Origin of the sequence: Spirillospora sp. NPDC047279 (assembly GCF_040643285.1) — a bacterium.
Classification (GTDB): domain Bacteria; phylum Actinomycetota; class Actinomycetes; order Streptosporangiales; family Streptosporangiaceae; genus Spirillospora.
Map to the genome: position 1 here is coordinate 164,810 of NZ_JBEYUA010000006.1, position 20,976 is coordinate 185,785.

Annotated in this window: 20 protein-coding genes; 8 read left to right on the plus strand and 12 right to left on the minus strand. The window is 70.7% G+C overall.

Features of this window, described 5'->3' with window-relative positions:
- Nucleotides 1-23: 23 nt before the first annotated feature.
- The 8 genes from ABZ810_RS17035 to ABZ810_RS17070 all read right to left on the minus strand — a co-directional run bounded on the left by ABZ810_RS17035 (nucleotide 24) and on the right by ABZ810_RS17070 (nucleotide 10,451).
- Nucleotides 24-1,037: a glycosyl hydrolase gene (locus tag ABZ810_RS17035; RefSeq protein ID WP_358403883.1), complete on the minus strand. Its 1,014-nt coding sequence runs from the start codon at nucleotides 1,035-1,037 to the stop codon at nucleotides 24-26.
- Nucleotides 1,007-1,933, minus strand: coding sequence for an ROK family protein (locus tag ABZ810_RS17040; protein WP_358403885.1), 927 nt, complete (start codon nucleotides 1,931-1,933; stop codon nucleotides 1,007-1,009). The genes ABZ810_RS17035 and ABZ810_RS17040 overlap by 31 nt, the downstream gene beginning before the upstream one ends.
- Nucleotides 1,930-3,108, minus strand: a complete 1,179-nt coding sequence (gene manA, locus ABZ810_RS17045; RefSeq protein ID WP_358403886.1) for a mannose-6-phosphate isomerase, class I — start codon at nucleotides 3,106-3,108, stop codon at nucleotides 1,930-1,932. Before manA ends, ABZ810_RS17040 begins: the two co-directional genes overlap by 4 nt.
- Before the next feature lie 11 nt (nucleotides 3,109-3,119).
- A complete protein-coding gene (locus tag ABZ810_RS17050; protein WP_358403888.1) occupies nucleotides 3,120-5,684 on the minus strand; it encodes a glycoside hydrolase family 2 protein in 2,565 nt (854 codons plus the stop codon).
- Nucleotides 5,685-5,707: 23 nt separating this feature from the next.
- Nucleotides 5,708-6,607 carry a carbohydrate ABC transporter permease gene (locus ABZ810_RS17055; protein WP_358403890.1) on the minus strand — a complete coding sequence of 300 codons (900 nt, stop codon included), beginning with the start codon at nucleotides 6,605-6,607 and terminating at the stop codon, nucleotides 5,708-5,710.
- Nucleotides 6,604-7,425: a sugar ABC transporter permease gene (locus ABZ810_RS17060; protein WP_358403891.1), complete on the minus strand. Its 822-nt coding sequence runs from the start codon at nucleotides 7,423-7,425 to the stop codon at nucleotides 6,604-6,606. Before ABZ810_RS17060 ends, ABZ810_RS17055 begins: the two co-directional genes overlap by 4 nt.
- A 221-nt stretch (nucleotides 7,426-7,646) precedes the next feature.
- Nucleotides 7,647-8,966: an extracellular solute-binding protein gene (locus ABZ810_RS17065; RefSeq protein WP_358403893.1), complete on the minus strand. Its 1,320-nt coding sequence runs from the start codon at nucleotides 8,964-8,966 to the stop codon at nucleotides 7,647-7,649.
- Nucleotides 8,967-9,422: 456 nt separating this feature from the next.
- Nucleotides 9,423-10,451, minus strand: coding sequence for a LacI family DNA-binding transcriptional regulator (locus ABZ810_RS17070; protein WP_358404391.1), 1,029 nt, complete (start codon nucleotides 10,449-10,451; stop codon nucleotides 9,423-9,425).
- A gap of 169 nt (nucleotides 10,452-10,620) precedes the next feature.
- Here ABZ810_RS17070 and ABZ810_RS17075 point away from each other — a divergent pair, with 169 nt between their 5' ends.
- The 4 genes from ABZ810_RS17075 (at nucleotide 10,621) to ABZ810_RS17090 (ending at nucleotide 14,268) form a co-directional block, all read left to right on the plus strand.
- Entirely contained in the window at nucleotides 10,621-11,970 is a 1,350-nt protein-coding gene (locus tag ABZ810_RS17075; RefSeq protein WP_358403895.1) for a GH1 family beta-glucosidase, read from the plus strand.
- Between the two features lie 101 nt (nucleotides 11,971-12,071).
- Entirely contained in the window at nucleotides 12,072-12,464 is a 393-nt protein-coding gene (locus ABZ810_RS17080; RefSeq protein ID WP_358403896.1) for an STAS domain-containing protein, read from the plus strand.
- Between the two features lie 72 nt (nucleotides 12,465-12,536).
- Nucleotides 12,537-13,019 (plus strand): cation:proton antiporter regulatory subunit, encoded by a 483-nt coding sequence (locus ABZ810_RS17085; protein ID WP_358403898.1) that lies wholly within the window; start codon nucleotides 12,537-12,539, stop codon nucleotides 13,017-13,019.
- 7 nt (nucleotides 13,020-13,026) lie between these two features.
- Entirely contained in the window at nucleotides 13,027-14,268 is a 1,242-nt protein-coding gene (locus ABZ810_RS17090) for a cation:proton antiporter (RefSeq protein WP_358403899.1), read from the plus strand.
- A 22-nt stretch (nucleotides 14,269-14,290) separates the two neighbouring features.
- Here the strand turns inward: ABZ810_RS17090 and ABZ810_RS17095 are convergent, their stop codons facing one another.
- Nucleotides 14,291-14,719 (minus strand): ATP-binding protein, encoded by a 429-nt coding sequence (locus ABZ810_RS17095; RefSeq protein WP_358403900.1) that lies wholly within the window; start codon nucleotides 14,717-14,719, stop codon nucleotides 14,291-14,293.
- A 130-nt stretch (nucleotides 14,720-14,849) separates the two neighbouring features.
- Between ABZ810_RS17095 and ABZ810_RS17100 the strand changes: the two genes are divergently transcribed.
- Together ABZ810_RS17100 and ABZ810_RS17105 are read left to right on the plus strand one after the other, a co-directional pair.
- The gene (locus ABZ810_RS17100) at nucleotides 14,850-15,704 is read left to right on the plus strand and encodes a helix-turn-helix transcriptional regulator (RefSeq protein WP_358403902.1); all 855 of its coding nucleotides are present in this window, start codon (nucleotides 14,850-14,852) and stop codon (nucleotides 15,702-15,704) included.
- Nucleotides 15,701-16,033, plus strand: a complete 333-nt coding sequence (locus tag ABZ810_RS17105; RefSeq protein WP_358403903.1) for a DUF397 domain-containing protein — start codon at nucleotides 15,701-15,703, stop codon at nucleotides 16,031-16,033. Before ABZ810_RS17100 ends, ABZ810_RS17105 begins: the two co-directional genes overlap by 4 nt.
- A 49-nt stretch (nucleotides 16,034-16,082) precedes the next feature.
- Here the strand turns inward: ABZ810_RS17105 and ABZ810_RS17110 are convergent, their stop codons facing one another.
- Nucleotides 16,083-16,676, minus strand: coding sequence for a hypothetical protein (locus ABZ810_RS17110; RefSeq protein WP_358403905.1), 594 nt, complete (start codon nucleotides 16,674-16,676; stop codon nucleotides 16,083-16,085).
- A 586-nt stretch (nucleotides 16,677-17,262) separates the two neighbouring features.
- Between ABZ810_RS17110 and ABZ810_RS17115 the strand changes: the two genes are divergently transcribed.
- Nucleotides 17,263-17,553, plus strand: coding sequence for a hypothetical protein (locus ABZ810_RS17115; RefSeq protein WP_358403906.1), 291 nt, complete (start codon nucleotides 17,263-17,265; stop codon nucleotides 17,551-17,553).
- Nucleotides 17,554-17,776: 223 nt separating this feature from the next.
- Here ABZ810_RS17115 and ABZ810_RS17120 read toward each other — a convergent pair whose 3' ends face one another.
- A complete protein-coding gene (locus ABZ810_RS17120; protein ID WP_358403907.1) occupies nucleotides 17,777-18,430 on the minus strand; it encodes an AAA family ATPase in 654 nt (217 codons plus the stop codon).
- Nucleotides 18,431-18,745: 315 nt separating this feature from the next.
- Here ABZ810_RS17120 and ABZ810_RS17125 point away from each other — a divergent pair, with 315 nt between their 5' ends.
- A complete protein-coding gene (locus tag ABZ810_RS17125; RefSeq protein ID WP_358403908.1) occupies nucleotides 18,746-19,180 on the plus strand; it encodes a DUF6196 family protein in 435 nt (144 codons plus the stop codon).
- Nucleotides 19,181-19,225: 45 nt separating this feature from the next.
- Here the strand turns inward: ABZ810_RS17125 and ABZ810_RS17130 are convergent, their stop codons facing one another.
- Nucleotides 19,226-19,999, minus strand: coding sequence for an NUDIX domain-containing protein (locus ABZ810_RS17130; protein ID WP_358403910.1), 774 nt, complete (start codon nucleotides 19,997-19,999; stop codon nucleotides 19,226-19,228).
- Nucleotides 20,000-20,976 lie beyond the last annotated feature (977 nt).

Here is a 20,976-nt window from a genome sequence, read left to right on the forward strand (position 1 = left end):
GACGGCCGGGAGGGGACGGTCTCCTACCGGCGGACGGTGAACTCGCCCTGGTTGAGGACGCGGGGGTGGAAGTAGCCCGCCTGGATCTCGGCGTTGGTGTTGTTGCCGCGCAGCTGCTCCGACCAGAGCATGAAGTAGCTCCAGCGGGTCTGCGAGTCGAGCAGCGAGGCGTTGGGCACCTTGCCCATCTCGGCGATCGCGATGGGCTTGCCACCGGCGATGTTCTGGATCTGCTGGTAGTCGGACTGGCTCGGGTAGTTCTTGTACCAGGCGTCGAGGGAGACGACGTCGACGTACGAGTGGCCCGGGTAGTAGGCGGACCAGTTGCCCGCCGGGTTGTCCTGGACGTTCCAGACCCAGATGAGGTTGGTCAGGCCCTTGCTCATCAGGTGGTCACGGGTGATCTGGTAGAGCCGCGCGCCGCCGTTCGCGCCGGGGCGGTGGCCCCACCAGTTCCACGACTCGTTCATCTCGTGCAGCGGCCGGAACAGGACGGGGACGCCCGCGTTCTTGAGCTGCTGGAGGTACGGGACGGCCTCGTCGAGACGGCGTTTCCAGGCGGTGTTGAGCGCGGTGCCGTTGGTGACGATCTGGCTGAACTGGGCGTTGGAGATCTGGGTCTTCACGCCGCCCTCGAACTGGCAGGTGCTGCCGCCCGTCGGCGTGCAGACGTGCCAGGTGAGGGTGACCAGCGAGCCGTTCGCCCATTCGGTCCTGGCCTGGTCGATGACGCGCTGCCGGTTGGCGACGTCCTCGGGCCGGAACATCAGGTCGCCGCCCCACAGGCCGGGGTACTGGCCGGTGATGTCCTTGACCTGCTGGGTGTACTGCCCGGGGTTGCTGGCGGGCTCCTTGTTGTGCTGGCCGGAGACGACGTTCCGGCCGGTGATGGAGGCCAGGTGGCTGATGACGTCCTGCTTGGAGGCGGGCGGGAACGCCTGCGCCCGGGGTGTGCCGAGAAGGCTGGCACAGAGCGTGCTGAGGCAGAGTGCGGCGAGGGCGGCGGTCAGGGTCGTTCTTCGTGGGGTGGGTCGCAAGGTGTCTCCTCTGGGTCGAGGTGGTCCCCCGAGGTCAGCAGGGCGAACGCGGCCGCCCCGTACAGGCCGGCGTCGCGGGCGAGCGTGGTCGTGGTGACCCGGACGTGCGCGAACGGCCCGGCGTGCTTGCCGAGGTGGTCGCGCAACGGCCCGAGGAGCAGGTCGCCCGCCGCGGCCACTCCCCCGCCGATCACCACGTCGTGGACGTCGAGCAGCGCGGCCGTGGTGAGGAGGGCGGCCGCCAGGGCGGCGGCGGATCGGTCGAACGCGGCGAGCGCGACGGGCTCGCCGTCGCGGGCGTCACCGGCGAGCCGTTCGGCGGTGGTGCCCGTCCAGCCGCGGGAACGGGCCCAGCGGACCATGCCCGGACCGCTCGCGAGGGTCTCCAGGCAGCCCCGGGCACCGCACCGGCAGGGTTCGCCGTCGCGTTCGATCACGACGTGGCCGATGTGCCCGGCGTTCCCGGTGTCGCCGCGCAGCGGAACGCCGTCCAGGACGAGGCCGCCGCCGATGCCGGTGGAGACGACGACGCCGAGGAGCGAGGCGGTGCCGTGGCCGCCGCGCCACCATTCGCCGAGGGCCATGCACTGGGCGTCGCCGGCGAGGGTGACGGGCCGGCCGCCGGCGAGCGCGCGGACGGTCGCGGTGAGCGGGAAGCCGCGCCAGGCCTCGATGTTGACCGGCGACACCGTTCCGCCGGCGGCGTCGATCGGCCCCGCCGCGCCGATGCCCACGGCCGTCACGGCCGGGGTCGTGAACTCGGTGACGAGGCGGCGGAGCGTCCCGGCCGGGTCGGGGCCGACCGGACGTTCGGCGCGGGCGAGGAGGGTCCCGTCCGGCGTGACGCGGGCGGCGGCGAATTTCGTGCCGCCGATGTCGAGCGCGAGAACGGTCACGGCGCCTCCCCCGGCTCGGCGGCGTAGAGGGTGCCCCGCCCGGTGAGGCCGAGCGCGGGCGCGGCGGCGGGGACGAAGGCCGCCTCGCCCGCCCGCAGTGTCGTCTCCCGAACGCGCGCCTCGCCGGGGCGCGGGGCGGTCCCCTGAACGTGGGCCTCGCCACCGAGGCACAGCAGGACGCGGGGCACGCCGGGCGTGAGCGGGTGGGTCGTGCCGGCGGCCAGGTCGTACCGGGTGAGCATGAACTCCCCGGCGGGCGGCCGGTACGAGGCCGTGCCGGAACGATCGGATCCGGCGACGCGGAACGGCCCGGCCGGGCGGAAGTCCAGCACGCGGACGGCCTCGGCGACGTCGCGGTGCTTACCGGTCAGCCCGCAGCGCAGAACGTTGTCGGAGTTGGCCATGATCTCGACCGCGACGCCGGACAGGTAGGCGTGCGGCACGCCCGCGCCCAGGTACATCGCCTCGCCCGGACGCAGCCGGACGTGGTTCAGCAACAGCGCGGCGGTGGCCCCCGGGTCGCCCGGGAAGGACTTGGCCAGGTCGCGGTACACCGCCAGTTCCTCGCGCCCGCTGTCGAGAAGCGCCCGTTCGACCGCGTAGCGAGCGTCCGCGTCGGCGTCCGCGTCCGCGCCGAGGATCCGCTCGAACGCGTCGCGCAGCGCACCGTCCCGCAGGAGCGCCCGCCACGGCGCCGTCTCCGGAACGCCGAGACCGTCCAGCAGGTCAGCGGCGTCACGCGGGTCTCGGAAGCCGCACAACGCCTGGAAGTCGCCGACCGCGCACACCATCTCCGGCTTGTGACGCGGGTCCTTGTAGCTCCGCCGCACGTCGTCCGGCGCGATCCCGGCGGCCTCCTCGCGGGCGAACCCGGACGCCGCCTGCTCGGCGGACGGGTGCGCCTGCAACGACAGCGGGTGCTCCACCGCCAGCACCTTCAGCAGGTACGGCAGGACGGGGCCGAACCGATCGGCCGTGGGCCGCCCCAGCAGGCCGGCCGGGTCCTCGCCGATCAGCTCGTTCAGGGGCCTGCCGTCCGCAAGCGACGGCGCCGACGGATGGGCGCCCACCCACAGCTCGGCCTGCGGCTCACCGGTCGGCTCGGTGCCGAACATCGCCGGGAACGCCGTGGACGACCCCCAGGGATAGGGCCGGACCACGGTGCTCAGCCGCATCGGCGCCGTCGTCACGACCGCACGCCCGTCTGCGCGCCCGTCTGCGCGCCCGTCTGCGCGCCCGTCTGCGTGGAGTTGACGCAGAACAGCGCCGCGCGCACCGCGGCGGGGTCGAGCCCTGCGGGGTCGAGGCCGTGCACGGTGATCACCCGGCTCTCCCCCGGGAGCAGCGTGACGTGCCCGAGGTCGGCCGCCGCCGACGGCGCCAGGCGGTCGGCCTGGAGCAGCAGGTCGCGCACGAACGTCCGGGCGGTCACCACGACCTCGACGACGTCCGGGGCCCCGGCGGCCCCGGCGGCCCCGGCGGCCCCGGCGCCCGGCCGGACCTCGACGTCCAGGTCCGCCGCGGGATAGGAGAACTCGTGGTCGGCGCCGCCGAGCACGACGTCGCGCAGGTCCCCGGCGTCGGCCACCAGGAACTCCTTGTGCCGGTCGGTGATCTCGGCGACCCCTACGGGCAGCGGCACCGTCGAGACCGAACGCGACGGCACCGCGAACGGCACGGTCTCCTCGGCCAGGACGGTCCCGTCGGGGAGCATGCGGCGGACCCGTGCGCGGCCCTCCCACCGTTCGCCCGACTGGTTGTCCACGGCCAGGACGCGCGCGCCGGCGCGGGTCTGGAGGGTCAGCAGCCGGTCGGCGTACAGGCGGCGCAGCTCGTGGTAGAGCGGTTTGGGCCGGCCCGCCCCGTCGATCGCCGCCCACGAGGTGACCGGCCAGCAGTCGTTCAGCTGCCAGACGACGGTGCCCGCGCACACCGGCCAGTGCGAACGCCAGTGGGCGACGCCGGTGGCGATGGCCCGCGCCTGGTTGAGCTGGGTGAGGTAGTGCCAGTCGTCGAACGTCGCGGGCGCGGCGAAGTGGTGGGCCAGGCCGCGGTCCAGCTTGCCCTGGCCGTCCTCGGCCTTCTGGTGGTGCGACATCCCGGGCGACGCCGGGGCCAGCTCCTCCCCCGGCAGCGCCTCGCGCAGCGTCGCGTACGCGGGCGGCGCCTGCCAGCCGAACTCGGCGGCGAACCGCGGCACGTCGTCGAGGTAGCCGGAGTGGTCGCGCCGGTTCCAGATCTCCCAGAAGTGCGACAGGCCGTGCGCCGGGTCGTTGGGGTGGTGGTCCCAGGATCCCGACCAGGGGCTGCCCGCGTTGTAGAGGCGGGCCGGGTCGAGCTCGGCGACGATCCGCGGCAGGACGCCGAGGTAGTAGCCCTCGCCCCAGCTGTCGCCGGCCAGTTCCTCCTCCCATCCCCAGTCGCGGAAGCCCCACAGGTTCTCGTTGTTGCCGTTCCACAACACGAGGCTGGGGTGCGGCATCAGGCGCACCACGTTGTCGCGCGCCTCGGCCTCGACCTCGCCGCGCAGCGGCTGCTCCTCGGGGTAGGCGGCGCAGGCGAACAGGAAGTCCTGCCAGGCCAGCAGGCCGAGCTCGTCGCAGGTGTCGTAGAACGCGCGGTCCTCGTAGAGGCCGCCGCCCCAGACCCGCACCAGGTTGACCCCGGCGCCGGCGGCCTGGACGAGGCGGTGCCGGTAACGCTCGGGGGTGACGCGGGCGGGCAGGGCGTCGTCGGGGATCCAGTTGACGCCGCGCGCGAACACCGGCGTCCCGTTGACGACGAAGGTGAACGCGGTGCCGTGGCCGTCGGCGGCCCGGTCGATCTCGACGGTGCGGAAGCCGATGCGCCGCTCCCACACGTCCAGCTCGGTGCCGTCCCCGCCCCGGGCCCGGTCCCCGGCATCGGTGAGCGTGACGCGGCAGCCGTACAACGGCTGGTCGCCGTAGCCGCGCGGCCACCACACCTCCACGCCGGGCACGTCCAGGACGGCGACGGCCGACGAGGCACCCGCCGGGATCGTCACGGTGGACGTCCGGCCGTCGACCTCGACGGACGCCCGCAGCTCGCGGTCCTCCCCCGAGGCGGCGCGCTCCAGGTCGAGGCGCACCTCCACGCGCCCGGCGCCGTCCGCGACCGTCACCAGCGGCCGGACGGACGCCAGCCGCGCGACGTTCCAGCACTCCAGCCGGACCGGTCTCCAGATGCCGGCCGTCACCAGGGTCGGCCCCCAGTCCCAGCCGAAGCTGCTCGCCATCTTGCGGATGAAGTTGAACGGCTCCGGGTAGGCGTTGGGCCGTTCGCCCAGGAGGTCGCGCAGGCGTTCGGCCTCGGTGTAGGCGGAGGTGAACGCCACCGACAACACCGCGCCCTCGCGCGCCCTCCCGGTGACGTCGAACCGGTACGTGCGGTGCATGTTGCGGGTCGTGCCGAGGACCGTGCCGTCGAGCGCCACGGCCGCGACCGTGTCGAGCCCTTCGAAGACCAGGTCGGTGCGCTCGAACCCGGCCGGAACGGGCGGCAGGACGGCGTCGTACCGCCAGTCCGCCCGCCCGGCCCAGGCCACGTCGAGCTCGTTGCGGCCCAGGTAGGGGTCCTCGATCACCCCGGCGGCCAGGAGGTCGCCGTGGCAACATCCGGGGACCTGGGCCGGGACGCCCTGGTCGCGGAGCGCCTCCAGCCCCTCGGGGACCTCGCCGCCGGTCAGGCGGAGGGTCCACCCGGAGGTAAGGGGCATGTGCTGCGTGCTCAACCGCACTCCTTGGTCTGGAACGTTCATCGGGTGGATCCGGAGGTCAGGCCGTTGTAGATGAAGCGCTGCAGGGCGATGAAGACGACCAGGCTCGGCAGGATCACCAGCGCCGCGCCCGCCGAGACGACCTCCCAGTGCGCGCCGAACGGCCCCTTGAACCGGAACAGCGAGGTCGAGATCGTCCCGAGGTCCTCGCCGGGCATGTAGAGGAACGGGATGTAGAAGTCGTTGTAGATCGCGACGCCCTTCACGATCACGACGGTGGCGATCGCGGGCTTCAGCAGCGGGAGGATGACCCGCCAGTAGATGGTCAGCGAGCCGGCCCCGTCGATCCGCGCGGCCTCGTCGAGCGACGTCGGGATCGACCGGATGAACTGCAGGAAGATGTAGATGGACACGATGTCGGTGCCCATGTAGAGCAGGATCGGCGCCCAGTGGGTGTTCATCACCCCCAGCTGGCCGACCACCTGGTACGTCGCGACCTGCGTGGTGACGCTCGGCACGAGGGCCGCGACGAGGAACGCCGCGAGCACCGGCCGCCTTCCGCGGAACCGGAACCGGTCGACGGCGTAGGCCGTCATCGAGCCGATGAAGACGGTGCCCAGCAGCGAGAAGACCAGGATGAACGAGGTGTTCCAGAGCGCCCGGAGCATCTGGCCGTCGGTGAACGCGACCTTGTAGTTGTGCAGGTTGAGCCAGTTGCCGGGCGCCGCCAGCGGGCTCTCGTTCGTGGTCATCTCCTGGCCGGTGCGCAGCGAGGTGAGCAGGATCGCCAGGATCGGGACGATGACCACGGCACTGGCCAGCACCAGCGACAGGTACGTGAGGAACGCGGCGACCGCGCCGCGCGGCACGCCCCTGCGGCGGGCGGCCGGCGCGGGCCTGCGGCGGGCGACCGGCGCGGCCGGTGTGGTCGCGCTCATGTCAGCTCCACCCTCTCGTCGGGCACGAGCACCCGCTGCAGCCAGGTGACGAGCAGGACGATCGCCAGCAGCACCACGGCGGCGGCCGAGGCGAGCCCCACCTTGTTGAAGTTGAACGCGAGCTTGATCGTCTGGATGACGAACGTCTCGCTGTTGTTGGACCCGCCGGTCATGATGAACGGGATCTCGAAGACCGCCAGCGCCCCGGAGACCGCCAGGATCACGCTCAGGCTGATGATCGGCTTGATGCCGGGCACGATGATGAAGCGGAACTGCTGCCACCGGCCGGCGCCGTCCAGCTCGGCCGCCTCGTACAGCTCCGGCGGGATCGACTGGATCGCGCCGATGAACAGCACCATGTTGAGGCCCATGAACCGCCACACCGACACGCTCGCCAGCGACGGGTTGACCAGGTCGGGATCGCCGAGCCAGAGCCGCGGCTCCACCCCGGCCGCCGACAGCACCGAGTCGAGCGTGCCGCCCGGCTGGAAGAAGTAGAGGAACACGAAGCCGATGGCCACGCCGTTGATCAGGTAGGGGAAGAAGAGGATGCCCTTGAAGAGGGTGCGGAACCGTGTGTTGAAGCTCAGCACGGTCGCGAAGTAGAGCGCGACCACGATCTGCACCATCGCGCCGGCCAGGTAGAACAGGCTGACGGCGAAGACCTGGAAGAGCTGGGGCCGGGTGAAGAGGTCGACGTAGTTGTCGGCCCCGACGAACGTCCGGTCCGGGCTGAGGCCGTCCCAGTCGGTGAAGCTGTAGCCGATCATGTTCACCACCGGGATGAACGTGAACGCGACCAGCAGGGCCAGCGGCACCGCGAGGTAGGGCCAGGGCGCCCACCACCGGTGACCGTGTCCGGCGCCGTGCTGCCGGGGGCCGTGGTGCCGGGAGCCGGACCGGGCCCGGCGGTGGACGCCGGACCCTGCCGTTCGGAACCCTGACGTTCGGAACCCTGACGTTCGGAACCCTGACGTTCGGGACGCGGCCGTTCGGGACGCGCCTGTCCGGGGCGCGGCCGTTCGAGGGGCGGCCATGGTCAGTCGCCCACCGTGCCCTGGGCCTCGGACCACTTCCTGTTGAGGTCGGCGAAGACGCTCTGGAGGTCGCCCTTGGCCGCACCGCGCGCCACGTCGACGACGCGCTGCCGGTAGTCGGGGCTGTTGAGGCCGACCTCGGACGCCTTGTCGATGTCGAGCACCTGGGTGTTCTTGGCGTAGCTGAGGTAGGCGAACCTCACGCCGGAGTCCTTGAACGGCTGGAGGCTCGGCGGCAGCGGCCGGCCCTTCACCGAGGAGATCGACAGTGCCCGTTCCGCGTCGCCGGACTTGGTGATGAACCAGTCGATCCAGGCGCGCGCGGCGGGCTTGTTCTTGCTGTTGACGTTGATCCCGTACGAGTAGTCGGGCCGCACGACCGTGCAGAACGCGCCGTTCACCTGGGCGGGGAACGGCATGAAGCCGATGTCGTCGGGGTTCTTGCCGGCCTTCCGCGCCGCCTCCCGCATCTGCACCACGGCCCACGAGCCCAGCCACATCGTGGCGATCTTGCCGGTGGCGATGAGGTTCTTGGAGTTCTCCCAGTTGGTGGTGTTGGGGTCGGCCTCCGACAGCTTGTTCTTGACGATGTCGTGCAGCAGCGTGTCGACGACGTTGAGGTCCTGGCCGGCCGCCCAGGGCTCCTTGGTCGTGGTGAGCTTGTCGTTGGCGGCGGTGTCGCAGCTGGGCGAGCCCAGGGCGTTGCCCCAGTTGGTCAGCGGCCAGGCGTCCTTGTAGTTGGTGTAGTAGGGCGTGACGCCGGCCTTGGCCTTGATCGTCTTGAGCGCCTCGACGAACGCGGCCGGTGTGGTGGGCCACGCGGTGACGCCGGCGCGCTTCCAGACGGCCTTGTTGTAGACGAAGCCGTTGGCGACCCCGATGTTGGCGAGGCCGTAGACCTTGCCGCCGACGGTGTCGCGCTCGGTGAAGTCGTAGGTCTTGGACAGGTCGGCCGAGGTGCCGAGCGGCGCGAAGAACGCCGGGTACTGGCTGGTCGGCACCACGGTGGGGATCGAGAGGACGTCGCCGTAGTCCTTGCTGTTCATCCGGATCTTGACGTCGCCCTCGTAGTCGGTGAGTCCCTGGAACTCCACCTTGACGTTGGGGTAGATCTTGTTGAACGCCGCGGCGTACCGCTTGGTGGTGCCGTCCTGCACCTGGTCGGTGCGGTTGGTGAGCACCGTGATCGAGCCGGTCACCTTGGCCGGGTCGCCGGGCACCGGCACCGTCCCGGTGTCCTTGCCGCCGCCGGCGCCGCCGCCGCAGGCCGTCAGGCCGGCCGCCAGCGCGGCCCCCATGGCCACCACACGTGTCGTTCGCACGTCGCACCACTTCCTCGTCTGTGATCGCAGTGCCGCACCGCGTCCGGCGGCGCGGACGGACGTCCGCCACAGGGCCCTGGCGTCGATGGCTGCTTAACCTAGACGCAACATTGGGTGCTGTCCATAGAACGGTCTAGTGCTATTTTTCCGACACGATCGAAATTCCCAGCCCAGAAAGAGATGGCGACAACTAAAACGTTGCTGTCAAGCCAGATCAGGCGTCACAGGAGGCGCGCATGACCAGGGCTCTCGTGCTGGCCGGAGCGGGCCGTTGCGGCGACAGGTGGCACGGTTTCGTTGGCACGTCGCGATCGCCGAGCCGGCCGCGCGGCTGACCCACCCACCCGCACGAGGGCACGGCGCACCACCTGCTCATCGCACGCGACGACGCCCACGGCCGCCGCACCGTCTACGACGCCCTGGGCCACCCCACCGCGGCCTTCTGAGGGAGGGTGGTCAGGCGCGGGGCGGGGCGGTGGACGAGCGGGGCACCAGCACCGGCGACTGCGCGGCGTGCGAGGGGTGGCCCTCGCCGCTCATCACGTCGAACAGCGCCCGGGTCACCTCCGCGCCGAACGAGTAGACGTCGTGCTGCATGGCCGACAACGCCGGGCGCGTGAGCTGGCACAGCTGCGAGTCGTCCCAGGCGAGCAGCGAGAGGTCGTCGGGCACCGACAGCCCGAACTCGTCGGCGACGCCGAGCGCGGCGACGGCCATGATGTCGTTGTCGAAGACGATCGCGGTCGGCCGGTCGGGCGCCAGCAGCAGGCTGCGGCAGGCGCGGCCGCCCTGGTCGGGTGAGTAGTCGGCGATCGCCGTCCGCCCCTCGAGCCCGAGTTCGGCGACGATCTCGTCGAAGGCGCGGGTGCGGATCACCGAGTGGCCGAGCTCGGCCGGGCCGCTGACCCGCCCGATGCGGCGGTGCCCGAGCGCGGCGAGGTAGCGCACCGCCTCGGCGATGGCCGCGGCGTCGTCGGTCCAGACCGAGGCGAACGGACCGGCCAGCGAGGGGTCGCCGACGACCACGGCGGGCAGCCCGATCTCGGCGAGGGCGGGGATCCGCGGGTCGTCGACCTTGAGATCGACAAGGATGCTGCCGTTGACGCGGCCGCCCTGCCACCACTCCCGGTGGACGTCGATCTCCTCGTCGGCCTCGATCACCCGGAGCAGCAGCGAGCACGAGCGGCGGCTGAGGACGCTCTCTATGCCGGAGATGAACTCCATGTAGAACGGCTCGAGCCCGAGCAGCCGCGCGGGCCGGGCGATGGCGAGCCCGACGGTGTGCACGGCCCGGCCGGACAGCGACGCGGCGGCGAGGTTGGGCCGCCAGCCCAGGTCGCTCGCGGCCTTGAGGATGCGCTCCTTGGTCGACGCGGACACCCCGGGCCGGTCGTGCAGCGCGATCGACACGGCCGACGGCGAGACACCGGCCCGCGCCGCGACGTCCTTGATCGTCGCCTTGCGCGCCCTGCCGGCCGAATCCATCTGCGTCACAGCGACGACCCTACCCTCCAGCGATTGAACGTGTGAGTAACAGAATGCCATGTCAGCACGACTGCGACACTGGCGACCCCGCCACGCACCGTTCGCAAGGCCGTGTCGATTACTAGAACGCTCTATGGACAGAACGTCCGCTGCTTTCTATGGTGTGGGCGTGACGACCGACGCGCATGACCTCCGCCCGCCGTCCGGGACGCCGGGACTCCCCTCCGGTTTCCGCTGGGGCGTGTCGACCTCGGCCTTCCAGATCGAGGGGGCCGCGGCGGAGGACGGCCGCACGCCGTCCATCTGGGACACCTTCAGCCGGGTGCCCGGCGCCGTGACCGGCGGCGACACCGCCGATGTCGCCTGCGACCACTACCACCGCATGCCCGAGGACGTCGCGCTCGTCGCCGGCCTCGGCGTGGACACCTACCGCTTCTCCGTGGCCTGGCCCCGCGTGCAGCCGGGCGGCCGCGGACCGGTCAACGCCCGCGGCCTCGACTTCTACGACCGCCTCGTCGACGCGCTGCTGTCGGCCGGCGTCGACCCGTGGATCACCCTCCATCACTGGGACCTGCCCCAGGAGCTGGAGGACGCGGGCGGCTGGGCCGAACGCGGCACCGCGCACCGGTTCGCCGACTACGCCCTGCTGGTGTTCGGCCGCCTCCATGACCGGGTGACCACGTGGACCACGCTCAACGAGCCGTGGTGCGTCGCGACGTACGGCTACGCCGAGGGCACGCACGCGCCCGGGCGCCGCGACCGCGCGGCGGCGGTGCGCGCCGTCCACCACCAGCTCCTCGCCCACGGCGAGGCGGTCACCCGGATGCGCGCGGCCTCCACGCGGGACGGCGGCCACACGTTCGGCATCACGCTCAACCCGACGCCGACGCTGCCGCACACGCCCGAGGCGAAGGAGGCCGCCGAGGAGGCCGAGGCCTTCGGCATCCGCATGTACCTCGAACCGCTGCTGCGCGGGCACTACCCCGACACCGTCCTCGCCCGCCTCGGCCGCGAGGGGTTCGCGCTCCCCGTCGAGCCGGGCGACCTGGAGGTGATCTCGGCGCCGCTGGACGTGCTGGGCGTCAACTACTACTTCACCGAGACCGTCCGGGCCGACGGGACGCCCGTCCGCGACGGCGCGACCACCGCGCTCGGCTGGCCCGTCACCCCGTCCGGCCTGACCGACCTGCTGGTACGCCTGCACCGCGATCACCCCGGGGTGCCGATCGTCATCACCGAGAACGGCGCCGCGTTCGCCGACGCCCACCTGCCGCACGACCAGGACCGCGTCGACTTCCTCCGCGCCCACATCGAGGCCGTCGCCGCCGCGCACGCCCAGGGCGTGGACGTGCGCGGCTACTTCGCCTGGACGCTGCTCGACAACTTCGAGTGGGCGCACGGCTACGGCCCCACGTTCGGCCTGTTCTCGGTCGACCGCGCCACCCAGGAGCGCACCCCCAAGCGCAGCGCCCTCTGGTACCGCGACTTCCTCAAATCCCGCGCCGCGCCGACGGCCTGACGAATCTGCGCATACCCCTCTCCGGAAGCCCGCGTGCGGAAGTTGGATAGAGGTCAGGTGCCAGTGGCAGGCCGTCATCGCGTGTGGGAAAGTGCGGTGTTGTGGGCGGGGCTGAAGGTAATGAGGAGATCTCTGTTCAGATTGAGCAGAGAGAGGTGTACGCGATCGTCACGGTCGAGGGTCCGATCGACCTGGCCACGCACGAGGTGCTCGGCGACCGCGTTCCGGAGATGCTCGAGCTGACCGACGTCGCGGTGATCATGGATCTGTCCGCGGTGAAGTTCTGCGACTCGACCGGGCTGCGGGTCTTCGTGCGGCTGATCCGCGAGGTCCGGCTGCGCGGGATCTCACTGGTGGTGACCGGGCTGCAACCGAGGGTCGAACGTTCGCTCTCGATCACCGGGCTCGACCAGGAGATGCACCGGCGGCCGGACGTCGATTCGGCCCTGGACTGGCTCGAGAAGGGGATGTCCCGAGGCCATGGTCAAGCCTGAATGACCCCGATTTGGGGCTTTCCATAACTGTTTGGAATCATGACCTCTGGACTGGTGTGATCTGGAGGGGTTGTGGACGTCGAGCGCACGTCGTTGCCGGGTATCGGGCTGAAGCACGAATTCACCACCGCCCGGGGGCGGCAGCTCGGTGTGGTCTCCCACCGGAGCGGACGCCGCGACCTGGTCGTCTACGACAAGGACGACCCCGATACGTGCGTCGTCTCGGTCGCGCTGACCGGCGATGAGGCCAACGGCCTGGCCGAGCTGCTCGAGACCGACCGGGTCGTCGAACGGCTGAACGAGCTGCACCGGCAGGTCGAGGGGCTGGTGACCGAGCAGATCCCGCTCGCCACCGGATCGCCCTTCGTCGGCCGCCCGCTGGCCGCCACGCAGGCGCGGACGCGCACCGGCGCGTCCATCGTCGCCGTGGTCCGCGGCGGCCAGGTGCTCGCGAGCCCGCGCCCGGACTTCGTGTTCGAGGCCGCGGACGTCGTGGTCGTGGTCGGCACCGGCGATGGCACCGCCGGCGTCGCCGCCATCCTGTCCGGCGGGTGACGGCCGAATGCACACTGCGATCCAGCTGATCGAACTCGGAGCCATCATCCTCGCGCTGGGTCTTCTCGGCGCCGTCGCCGTCCGGTTCTCGATCTCGGCGATCCCCCTCTACCTGGTCGCCGGGCTGGCGTTCGGCGCGGGCGGCATCCTCCCGCTGGGGGCCAGCGAGGAGTTCGTCGCGATCGGCGCCGAGGTCGGCGTCATCCTGCTGCTGTTCACGCTCGGCCTGGAGTACACGGCGAACGAGCTCGTCGGGACGCTCCGCACGTCGGCGCCCGCGGGCCTGGCCGACCTGGTCATGAACGCCGCGCCCGGCGTGCTCGCCGCCCTCCTGCTCGGCTGGGGCCCGGTCGCCGCGGTCGCCATGGGCGGCATCACCTACGTCACCTCGTCCGGCATCACCGCCAAGGTGATGGCCGACCTGGGCTGGCTGGGCAACCGCGAGACCCCGGCGGTGTTGTCGATCCTGGTCTTCGAGGACCTGGCGATGGCCGCCTACCTGCCGATCCTCACCGCCGTCCTGGCCGGCGCGTCGCTGCTCGCCGGGGCCACCACGCTCGGCATCGCCGCCGCCACCATCGCGGTGATCCTCTACATCGCGCTGAAGCACGGCCGCCTGGTCGAGAAGTTCGTGCAGAGCCCCACCGACGAGGTCCTGCTCCTCAAGGTTCTCGGCCTGACCATGCTGGTGGCGGGCATCGCGCAGCAGCTGCAGGTCTCGGCCGCGGTCGGCGCGTTCCTCGTCGGCATCGCCCTGTCGGGACCGCTCGCGCACACCGCCCGAGACCTGCTGGCACCCCTGCGCGACCTGTTCGCGGCGGTGTTCTTCGTGTTCTTCGGCCTGCACACCGACCCGGCCGACCTGCCGCCCGTCCTCGGCATCGCCGCCCTCCTCGCGGTGGCGGGCGTCCTCACCAAGCTCGGCACCGGCTACGTGTCCGCCAAGCGCGCGGGAGTCGGGTCGACCGGCCGCCTGCGCGCCGGCGCCGCCCTCGTCCCGCGCGGCGAGTTCAACATCGTCATCGCCGGGCTGGCGGTCTCGGCGGGCGTCAACCCCAAGCTCGGGCCGCTGGCCGCCGCGTACGTCCTGATGCTGGCCATCGCCGGCCCGCTGCTGGCACGCACCGCCGAACCCCTGGCCCGGACCATGCGCGCCCGCAAGAAGCGCAAGGCAGGCGAGCCCGCCCCGGCCTCCGACGTCCCGGAAGCCGAACGTATAGGCGACGAACGCGTCAGCGACCCCACCTGACACCGCTCGCCCCTCCCGCCACTCAGGAACGCGCGAACTCGGCCCACACGGTGGTGCGGCGGCCCGACTCGCGGTAGCCCCAGCGATCGGCCAGGGCGTCCACGATGCGCAGGCCGCGCCCGCCTTCGCCGTCCGGGTCGTCGACCATGTGGGGACTGCCGTCGGCGCCGTCGTCGGTCACCTCGGGACGCAGGATCCCGTGCTGCTCCAGCAGCACGATGGTGACCTTGCCCCCGTCCCCCGACCTGGTGTGCCGGATCGAGTTGCCGACGAGCTCGTCGACCACCAGCTTCACGTCGTCGAGGAGTTCGTCGCCGGGTGAGCACACGTCCGGCACGAGCGTGTCCTCGACGAACCTGCGGGCGTGGCCCACCGACCGTTCGACGCCCGGCAACGTGAGGGCGGCGAGCACCGGGGACTGCTCGCCGAAGAGTGATGTCGTGTCTCGCACGGTGCCAGATTCGTCAGCGACACCCGGGCGCGACAACGAGAACGGCCATGTGAGCGACCTTGCGAAACAGAACATTCAGCGTTCGCCTGTTCACCCGACACTCGAACACGCTCCGTGTCAACGTGAACACATGGCGCCCGGCACCAGCCCCTCCGTACGGTTCCGCCGCATCGGCCGAACGCTGCGTGAGCTGCGCGAGGAAGCGAACCGCAGCCTGCGCACCGCCGGTCGCGACCTCGACCGCTCCCCGTCCAACCTCAGCATGATCGAGAACGGCCTCCAGCCCATCCGCCCCCGCGACCTCGCTCAGATCCTCGACTACTACGGGGTGGAGGAGGGCCCCGTCCGCCAATCCCTCCTGCACCTCGCCGAGCAGGGACGCGAGAAGGACTGGACCCGCGCCTTCCAGGGCCGCGTCTCACTCGCCGCCCAAGACTTCGCCAGCCTCGAACGCGACTCCGCCCGCCTCCGCAGCTTCCAGCCAGGCCGCGTCCCCGGCCTCATGCAAACCGAGGCCTACGCGCGGGCTGTCATGGCTGCCGCACCGCCCGACACAGCCCAAGACGAAGCGGGCCTAGTAGGGTTCCGAATGAATCGACAACGCATCCTCGACAATGCGAGCCCTCCGCGATACGAGGCCGTCATTGGCGAATCCGCCCTGTACCAACGGGTCGGTAGCGACGCCGTAATGAGCGCACAGCTATCGCATCTGGCCCGCCAGGCACGGCGGGAGCACATCACCGTCCGCGTCCTGCCTTTCTCAGCGGGAAGCATCGCTAGCTACACCGGCTCTTTCGAGATTCTCGAACTTGACCCGCCGGGACGGCTGATGGTTGTCGTCGTTGAGGACCTGACACGCCTCTCGTTCCGTGAACAGGATGACGAGGTCAATGAATACGACGGCTACTTCTCCCACATCTGGGCGGCCGCACTCGATAACGGCCGTTCCCTCACACTGATCGAAGAGATAGCGTCAAGGCCATGAGCCCATCCGACACGCCTGGTACCGACTGGCGGACCAGCAGCCACAGCGGTGGCAACGAGGGCAGCTGCGTCGAGGTCGCCGCCGTTTGGCGGACCAGCAGCTACAGCGGCGGCAACGAAAGCACGTGCGTCGAGGTCGCCGCAGCCTGGCGGGTCAGCAGCCATAGCGGCGGCAACGATGCGAGCTGCGTGGGGGTCACTGGTATGCCCGCCGGGCGGGTCATCGCAACGCGGGACTCCACCGACCGGACCGGGCCGGTACTGGCGTTCAGCCGGAGCGAGTGGGCGACGTTCCTCAACACGATCAAGTGCGGCGGCCTCGACCTCTGAACCCAGCCCCGTTCCCACCCCTGTCCCCGCCCGCTGGTGATCCAGGTCATCAGCCGACGGAGATGACTCGGTCGGGCCGGCCGCCTGGGGCGATGGTCACTTCGTGGACCGTGCCTCCCTTGGTGGTCATGCGAATCCGGTCGGGAGCCGTCCATGCGGTCTCGCTGAGTGCGTTGTCTTCGGAGTCGCCGTTGAAGCAGCCGGCACTCCAGCGGCGTTCCAGCGGTGGGTTCCCCTGCTGGACGTAGACGCACCAGACCGGGTCCAGAGAGCTGCTCCGCGCCACCACGAGCAGCCGGCGATCGCCGCGGCCGGGAGCCGACTCGGTCTTCACCTCCCTGTCCGAGCCACCGAACATCGCGGAGGCCAGGCCGCCGAGAAGCAACGTCGGGGCACCGATGATGAGTAGCAGGGTGACCAGGAGCAAGCGCAGCGAGGACTTCGTCAGTCCCAGGAGGGCCGCCCCGGTCAGCGCGGCAAGGGTGAGCCACCCCACCAGAACGACATGCTCCCGGAACCGGAGCAGCAGGATCAGCGCGCCCTCGTCTCCCGACACGAGCCCGGCGACGGCCGCAGCGCCGAGGACGACTGCCAACGTCAGCAGCAGGAAGGCCGACGGCCTGCGATACCGCGTGAAGTCCATGATCCCCCGAACGATGTGGTCACGCAGCATAGGAGGGAAGGCGCGGCGGAGACCAGGGCCGCTGGGCGTCGTTCATGACCGCTCGTTGATCCTGCGGACCGAGTGCGTCGCTCAGGGCGGACTCCGGGCTTCCTGAACGCCGCGGCTTGGTCACACCGGGACCTGGGTACGGGCGCACGCGCTTCAACCGGCCCCTCCGCAACGCCTGTGTACTCCCACCACGCACATTCTGCGGGCGGTACACGACCATGCTCGCGGACTAAACCTGTGCGTTCAGCCGAAAGTCCTGACCTGCGCGGCTCGGCATCCTGCCATTGACGGGCCATCACCGGGGCCCGCAGCTCATTCGTCTTTCCGAAAGCAGGAATCATGCGCAGACCGTCCGCACCAAAGCGCACCGTCGCCGTCGCTCTCGGCCTCATCCTCAGTGCCACCCTTGCCACCCCGATGTCCGCCGCGCAGGCGGCCGTCCGCGTCATCGGGCCTTATGGAAACCCTGGCGACAAACCCATCGTCGGTGACTGGAACTGCGACGACCTAATCGACATCGGCGTCTACCGGCCTGGGAACCGCACTTTCTACCGCGGTGGTCAGGTCCGACGGCAGCCGCGGCGACCTCCGACCCTACGGCCCCATCGGGAACGCCGGGGACGTGCCCGTCGCCGGCGACTGGAACGGCGACTGCGTCGATTCGATCGGCCTCTACCGGCCGGCGAACAGCCGCTTCTACCTCATCTGGGCCCCCAACGTGATCCAGGACATCCCCTACGGGACGCCCAACCAGGACAAACCCATCATCGGAGACTGGGACAGCGACGACGGAGACGAAGTCGGCGTGTACCGTCCCGCCAACCGCACCTTCTACCTCCACTCCTGAGACACCCCGCGAGTTCCTCACCCCAAGAACGACAAAGGCCTGAACCCACACACGCCCCACCGCCGCACCTGACAAGCGGAGCTGAAATCCGTATGCGACCGAGCTCGGGGACGAGGGCAGCGGGCTTCCGGATGTCCCGCTTTCCCTGCGAGGACGAGCAGGAATTCAGTGCTCACCAGAGGTTCTTCGGTCGTGTCCGGACCCCGCTCGATGAAATTCGTTCTCACGCGGTGACCGAACGAGAGGCGCCAGACGCATGACCATTCCTCTCAAGCGGCCTGAGAGGAATGGCCAAGAGCCGGGGAACGGGCCGTCCGGGCGAAGGCCGGATCATCGGAGCGGTCCTGTCGGATCCAGGCGGTGACCGCTTCGACGTCGACGGGGCCGGTGGTGTCGACGTGGAGGGTGGGCCCGATCCGAAGGGGCCGCGCGGTGCGTCTCCAGCGGTCCCGCTCGTCATCCGTGAGCAGGTCACCATGGATCGAGTGGCGCGGGTGGCGAGCCTCGAAGCGGCGCCGGGCGGTCTCCAGCGGAACGTCGCACCAGATTTCCACCACACCGGGTCGGCCGGCTCAAGCCCGCGTGACGAAGCCGCGGACATCGGTCGGCCAGCAGGACTCCAGGACGGCCACCGGCGGGCGCGTCTGCCAGCAGTACCCACATGGTCCCACTCGCCGCCGCGCCGAGCACCGCGTTCCAGCGGCACTCGGCGCTGCGGCCCGTCAGGCCGTTCATCGCCCAGCACGTCGGCGTGGGCCTCCTTGATGACGTCCTTGCTGAACAGCGCCAGTCCCAGATAGCGCGAGAGGGCGCGGGCCAGGGTCGTCTTCCCGGCGCCGGGCAGTCCGTTGACCAAGACGGCCAGTGGCTCGATCATGCCGCCACGCTCTCAGCCCGTTCCGTCGAACGCCCGCCGCCGGGCCTGGTCGGACCCGACGACCCTGAACCCCACGCCGCCGTCAGGAACGACCACGCACCGGCCAGGACCTGACGACAAGCCGCCCACCGAACATGAAGAGCGCAACCTCACTCATCGGGTCTTCTGACGAAGAAGGCCCCGTACGAAATGGACGGATCGGCACGGGCGTTGTGACGATGATCGTTCCGCCAGAAGCCTCGTTCCGGCAGTGAAGTCGATCAGGCGATCGATCCCGCCCGGGATCACACCTGCACGGATCAAGGAGTGTCGCCGGTGGTCAGTGTGAGCATGGAGCCCGCGGAACAGACCGAGCGGCGGCCACGCCGTGTGATCTCCCAAGCCGACCTCGTCGTTCACGACGGCGTCTGGTACTTCGAGGAGTCTCCGGCCGACCGGCCACCGGCGCTCACCGGCGAGACGCTGGCGGTCGTTCAGGACCAGGAGAGCTGGAGCAGCCTTGTCCCGCTCACCCGGGAGAGCCACGACGTCGAACGCTTCGGGATCTTCTCCTTCCACTTCGCCGACGACATGGACAACAGTGGCTTCGTCGGCTGGCTGGCCACCCACCTCAAGACCGAGCTGGGCACCGGCGTCTTCGTCGTCCGCGGCAGCAACCGCGCCCGTGGCGGCATCTATGACTACTGGGGCTGCCCCCTCGACCTGCTGGATCAGGCCATCACGGTCGTCAGGGCACTCCGAGCCGACTGACCCGCACCACACAGCCATCCAGGTCAACGACCTACAGCCGAAGCACTACTCCCATCCCCTAGCGCTGAAGGTCTCGCCACGCGTGATGGCGGTGAGGACCTGCGCGCAGTGCGGGATCACGTCATCCGGTGGGTCGGCGGGGTCGATCCACACCGTCTCCGACGCCTTGTCGGGCTCGGCTGCGCGGGGCTCGCCCTCCCACCGGTGGAAGCTGAACCAGTAGTCACTGATCGCATGGCACGGCCCGGGCAGCGTCGGCGCGGTCCGGTGCATGACGTGCGAGATCGCGGCGTCCTCCCGGCGCAGCGTCACGCCCGTCTCCTCGTTCCCCTCACGGAGGGCGGCGGCCAGAACGTCCTCACCTGGCTCGATCCTCCCGGCAGGCGGGGCCAGCCAGCCGTCGCGGTAGCCGGTCTGGAAACGGCGCAACATGAGCACCTTGCCGTCGTCCCGGTGGAGCAGAACGTGCGGCGCGATGAACGAGCCGTGCCAGCCGTTCGCAGCGGCCGCCCGCGACGAGACGACGTCCCGGCGCGCGGCCAGGTGACGTCCGGCCTCGTCCGGCCCGCCCGCGATGTCGACCATCGGGATCGCGGCGGCGATCATCACGTCGGCCAGCTCGGCGAGGACGTCCTCCTCGGTCTTGTGCACACCCTTGCGCGGGTTCCCGCCGGTCAGGCCGATGTAGGCCTCGGCGACCTCGCCGACCTCCTCGGAGAGCTTGAGAATCAGGGTGTGCGTCGGGACCTCGGCCAGATAACCGGAACGGATCCCGGCGATGCCGGCCCAGAAGTCCCCAAGGGATTCGCCTTCGTTCACACCCGGCGAGCCTAGACGAGCACCCCGGAGCCCGCGCTCGGGCGCGGGGTAAGGGCGCAGCGCGGTTTGCGCGGGTCGAGGCTGCGGTGTGAGGGGCGGAGCGCGGGCTTGCGCGAGGTCAAGGCGGAGCGGGCCTACGCGGGGTGAAGGCACGGGATGAAGGCGCGAGGTGAAGGCGGAGCGCGGACCTGCGCGGGGTGAAGGTGCGAGGTGAAGGCGGAGCGCGGGCCTACGCGGGGTGAAGGTGCGAGGTGAAGGCAGAGCGCGGGCCTACGCGGGGTGAAGGCACGGGATGAAGGCGCGAGGTGAAGGCGGAGCACGGGCCTGCGCGGGGTGAAGGTGCGAGGTGAGGGTGCAGCGCGGGTTCGTGCGGGGCTGCGGTTGGGCGGCTGTGGTCTCCCCTTTGGTTGGTGTGGTCGTCCGGCTTAAGGCAGGTGCGGTGTCGGGGTTCGAGCTTGGCAGCGACGAACGAAGGTAGGGGATGGCGGTGCCTGGTCGTCGGCTGTGAGGTGGGCTGGTGGTTCGGGTTCAAGCCAGGAGAATTACCGCGCTGCGCGCGGGATGTGCGGGTGCAGGTGCGGGTGCCGTGATCAGGCCAGAGATGTGGACGGTTAAGCGGTAGAGATTGCCGCGTTTGTCAGTGTGGTGGACCGGCTGCGGGGCGGATCCATGCGGGGTTCGGGCTTGGCGACGACGAACGTAAGAGGCGCGAACGGGCGCGTGCTCGGTCAGCTGTGGGTGTGCGGGTGGCTGGTGTTCGACCTGAGGAGCACTGCCACGCTGCGTCCAGGTGCGCGTTCGAGACGGGTGTGCGTTCAATACGGGCGTAGACCCGGCTGCGGGCGTAAGCGCGGCGAGCGTGAACGCGGGCGGCTGCGGGCCCCCGAGCGCGGCGAGCGTGAACGCGACTACGGGCCTGAACGCGGCTGCGCGCGTGAACACGGCGGGCATAAGCCACAGCGGGCATGAGCGCGGTG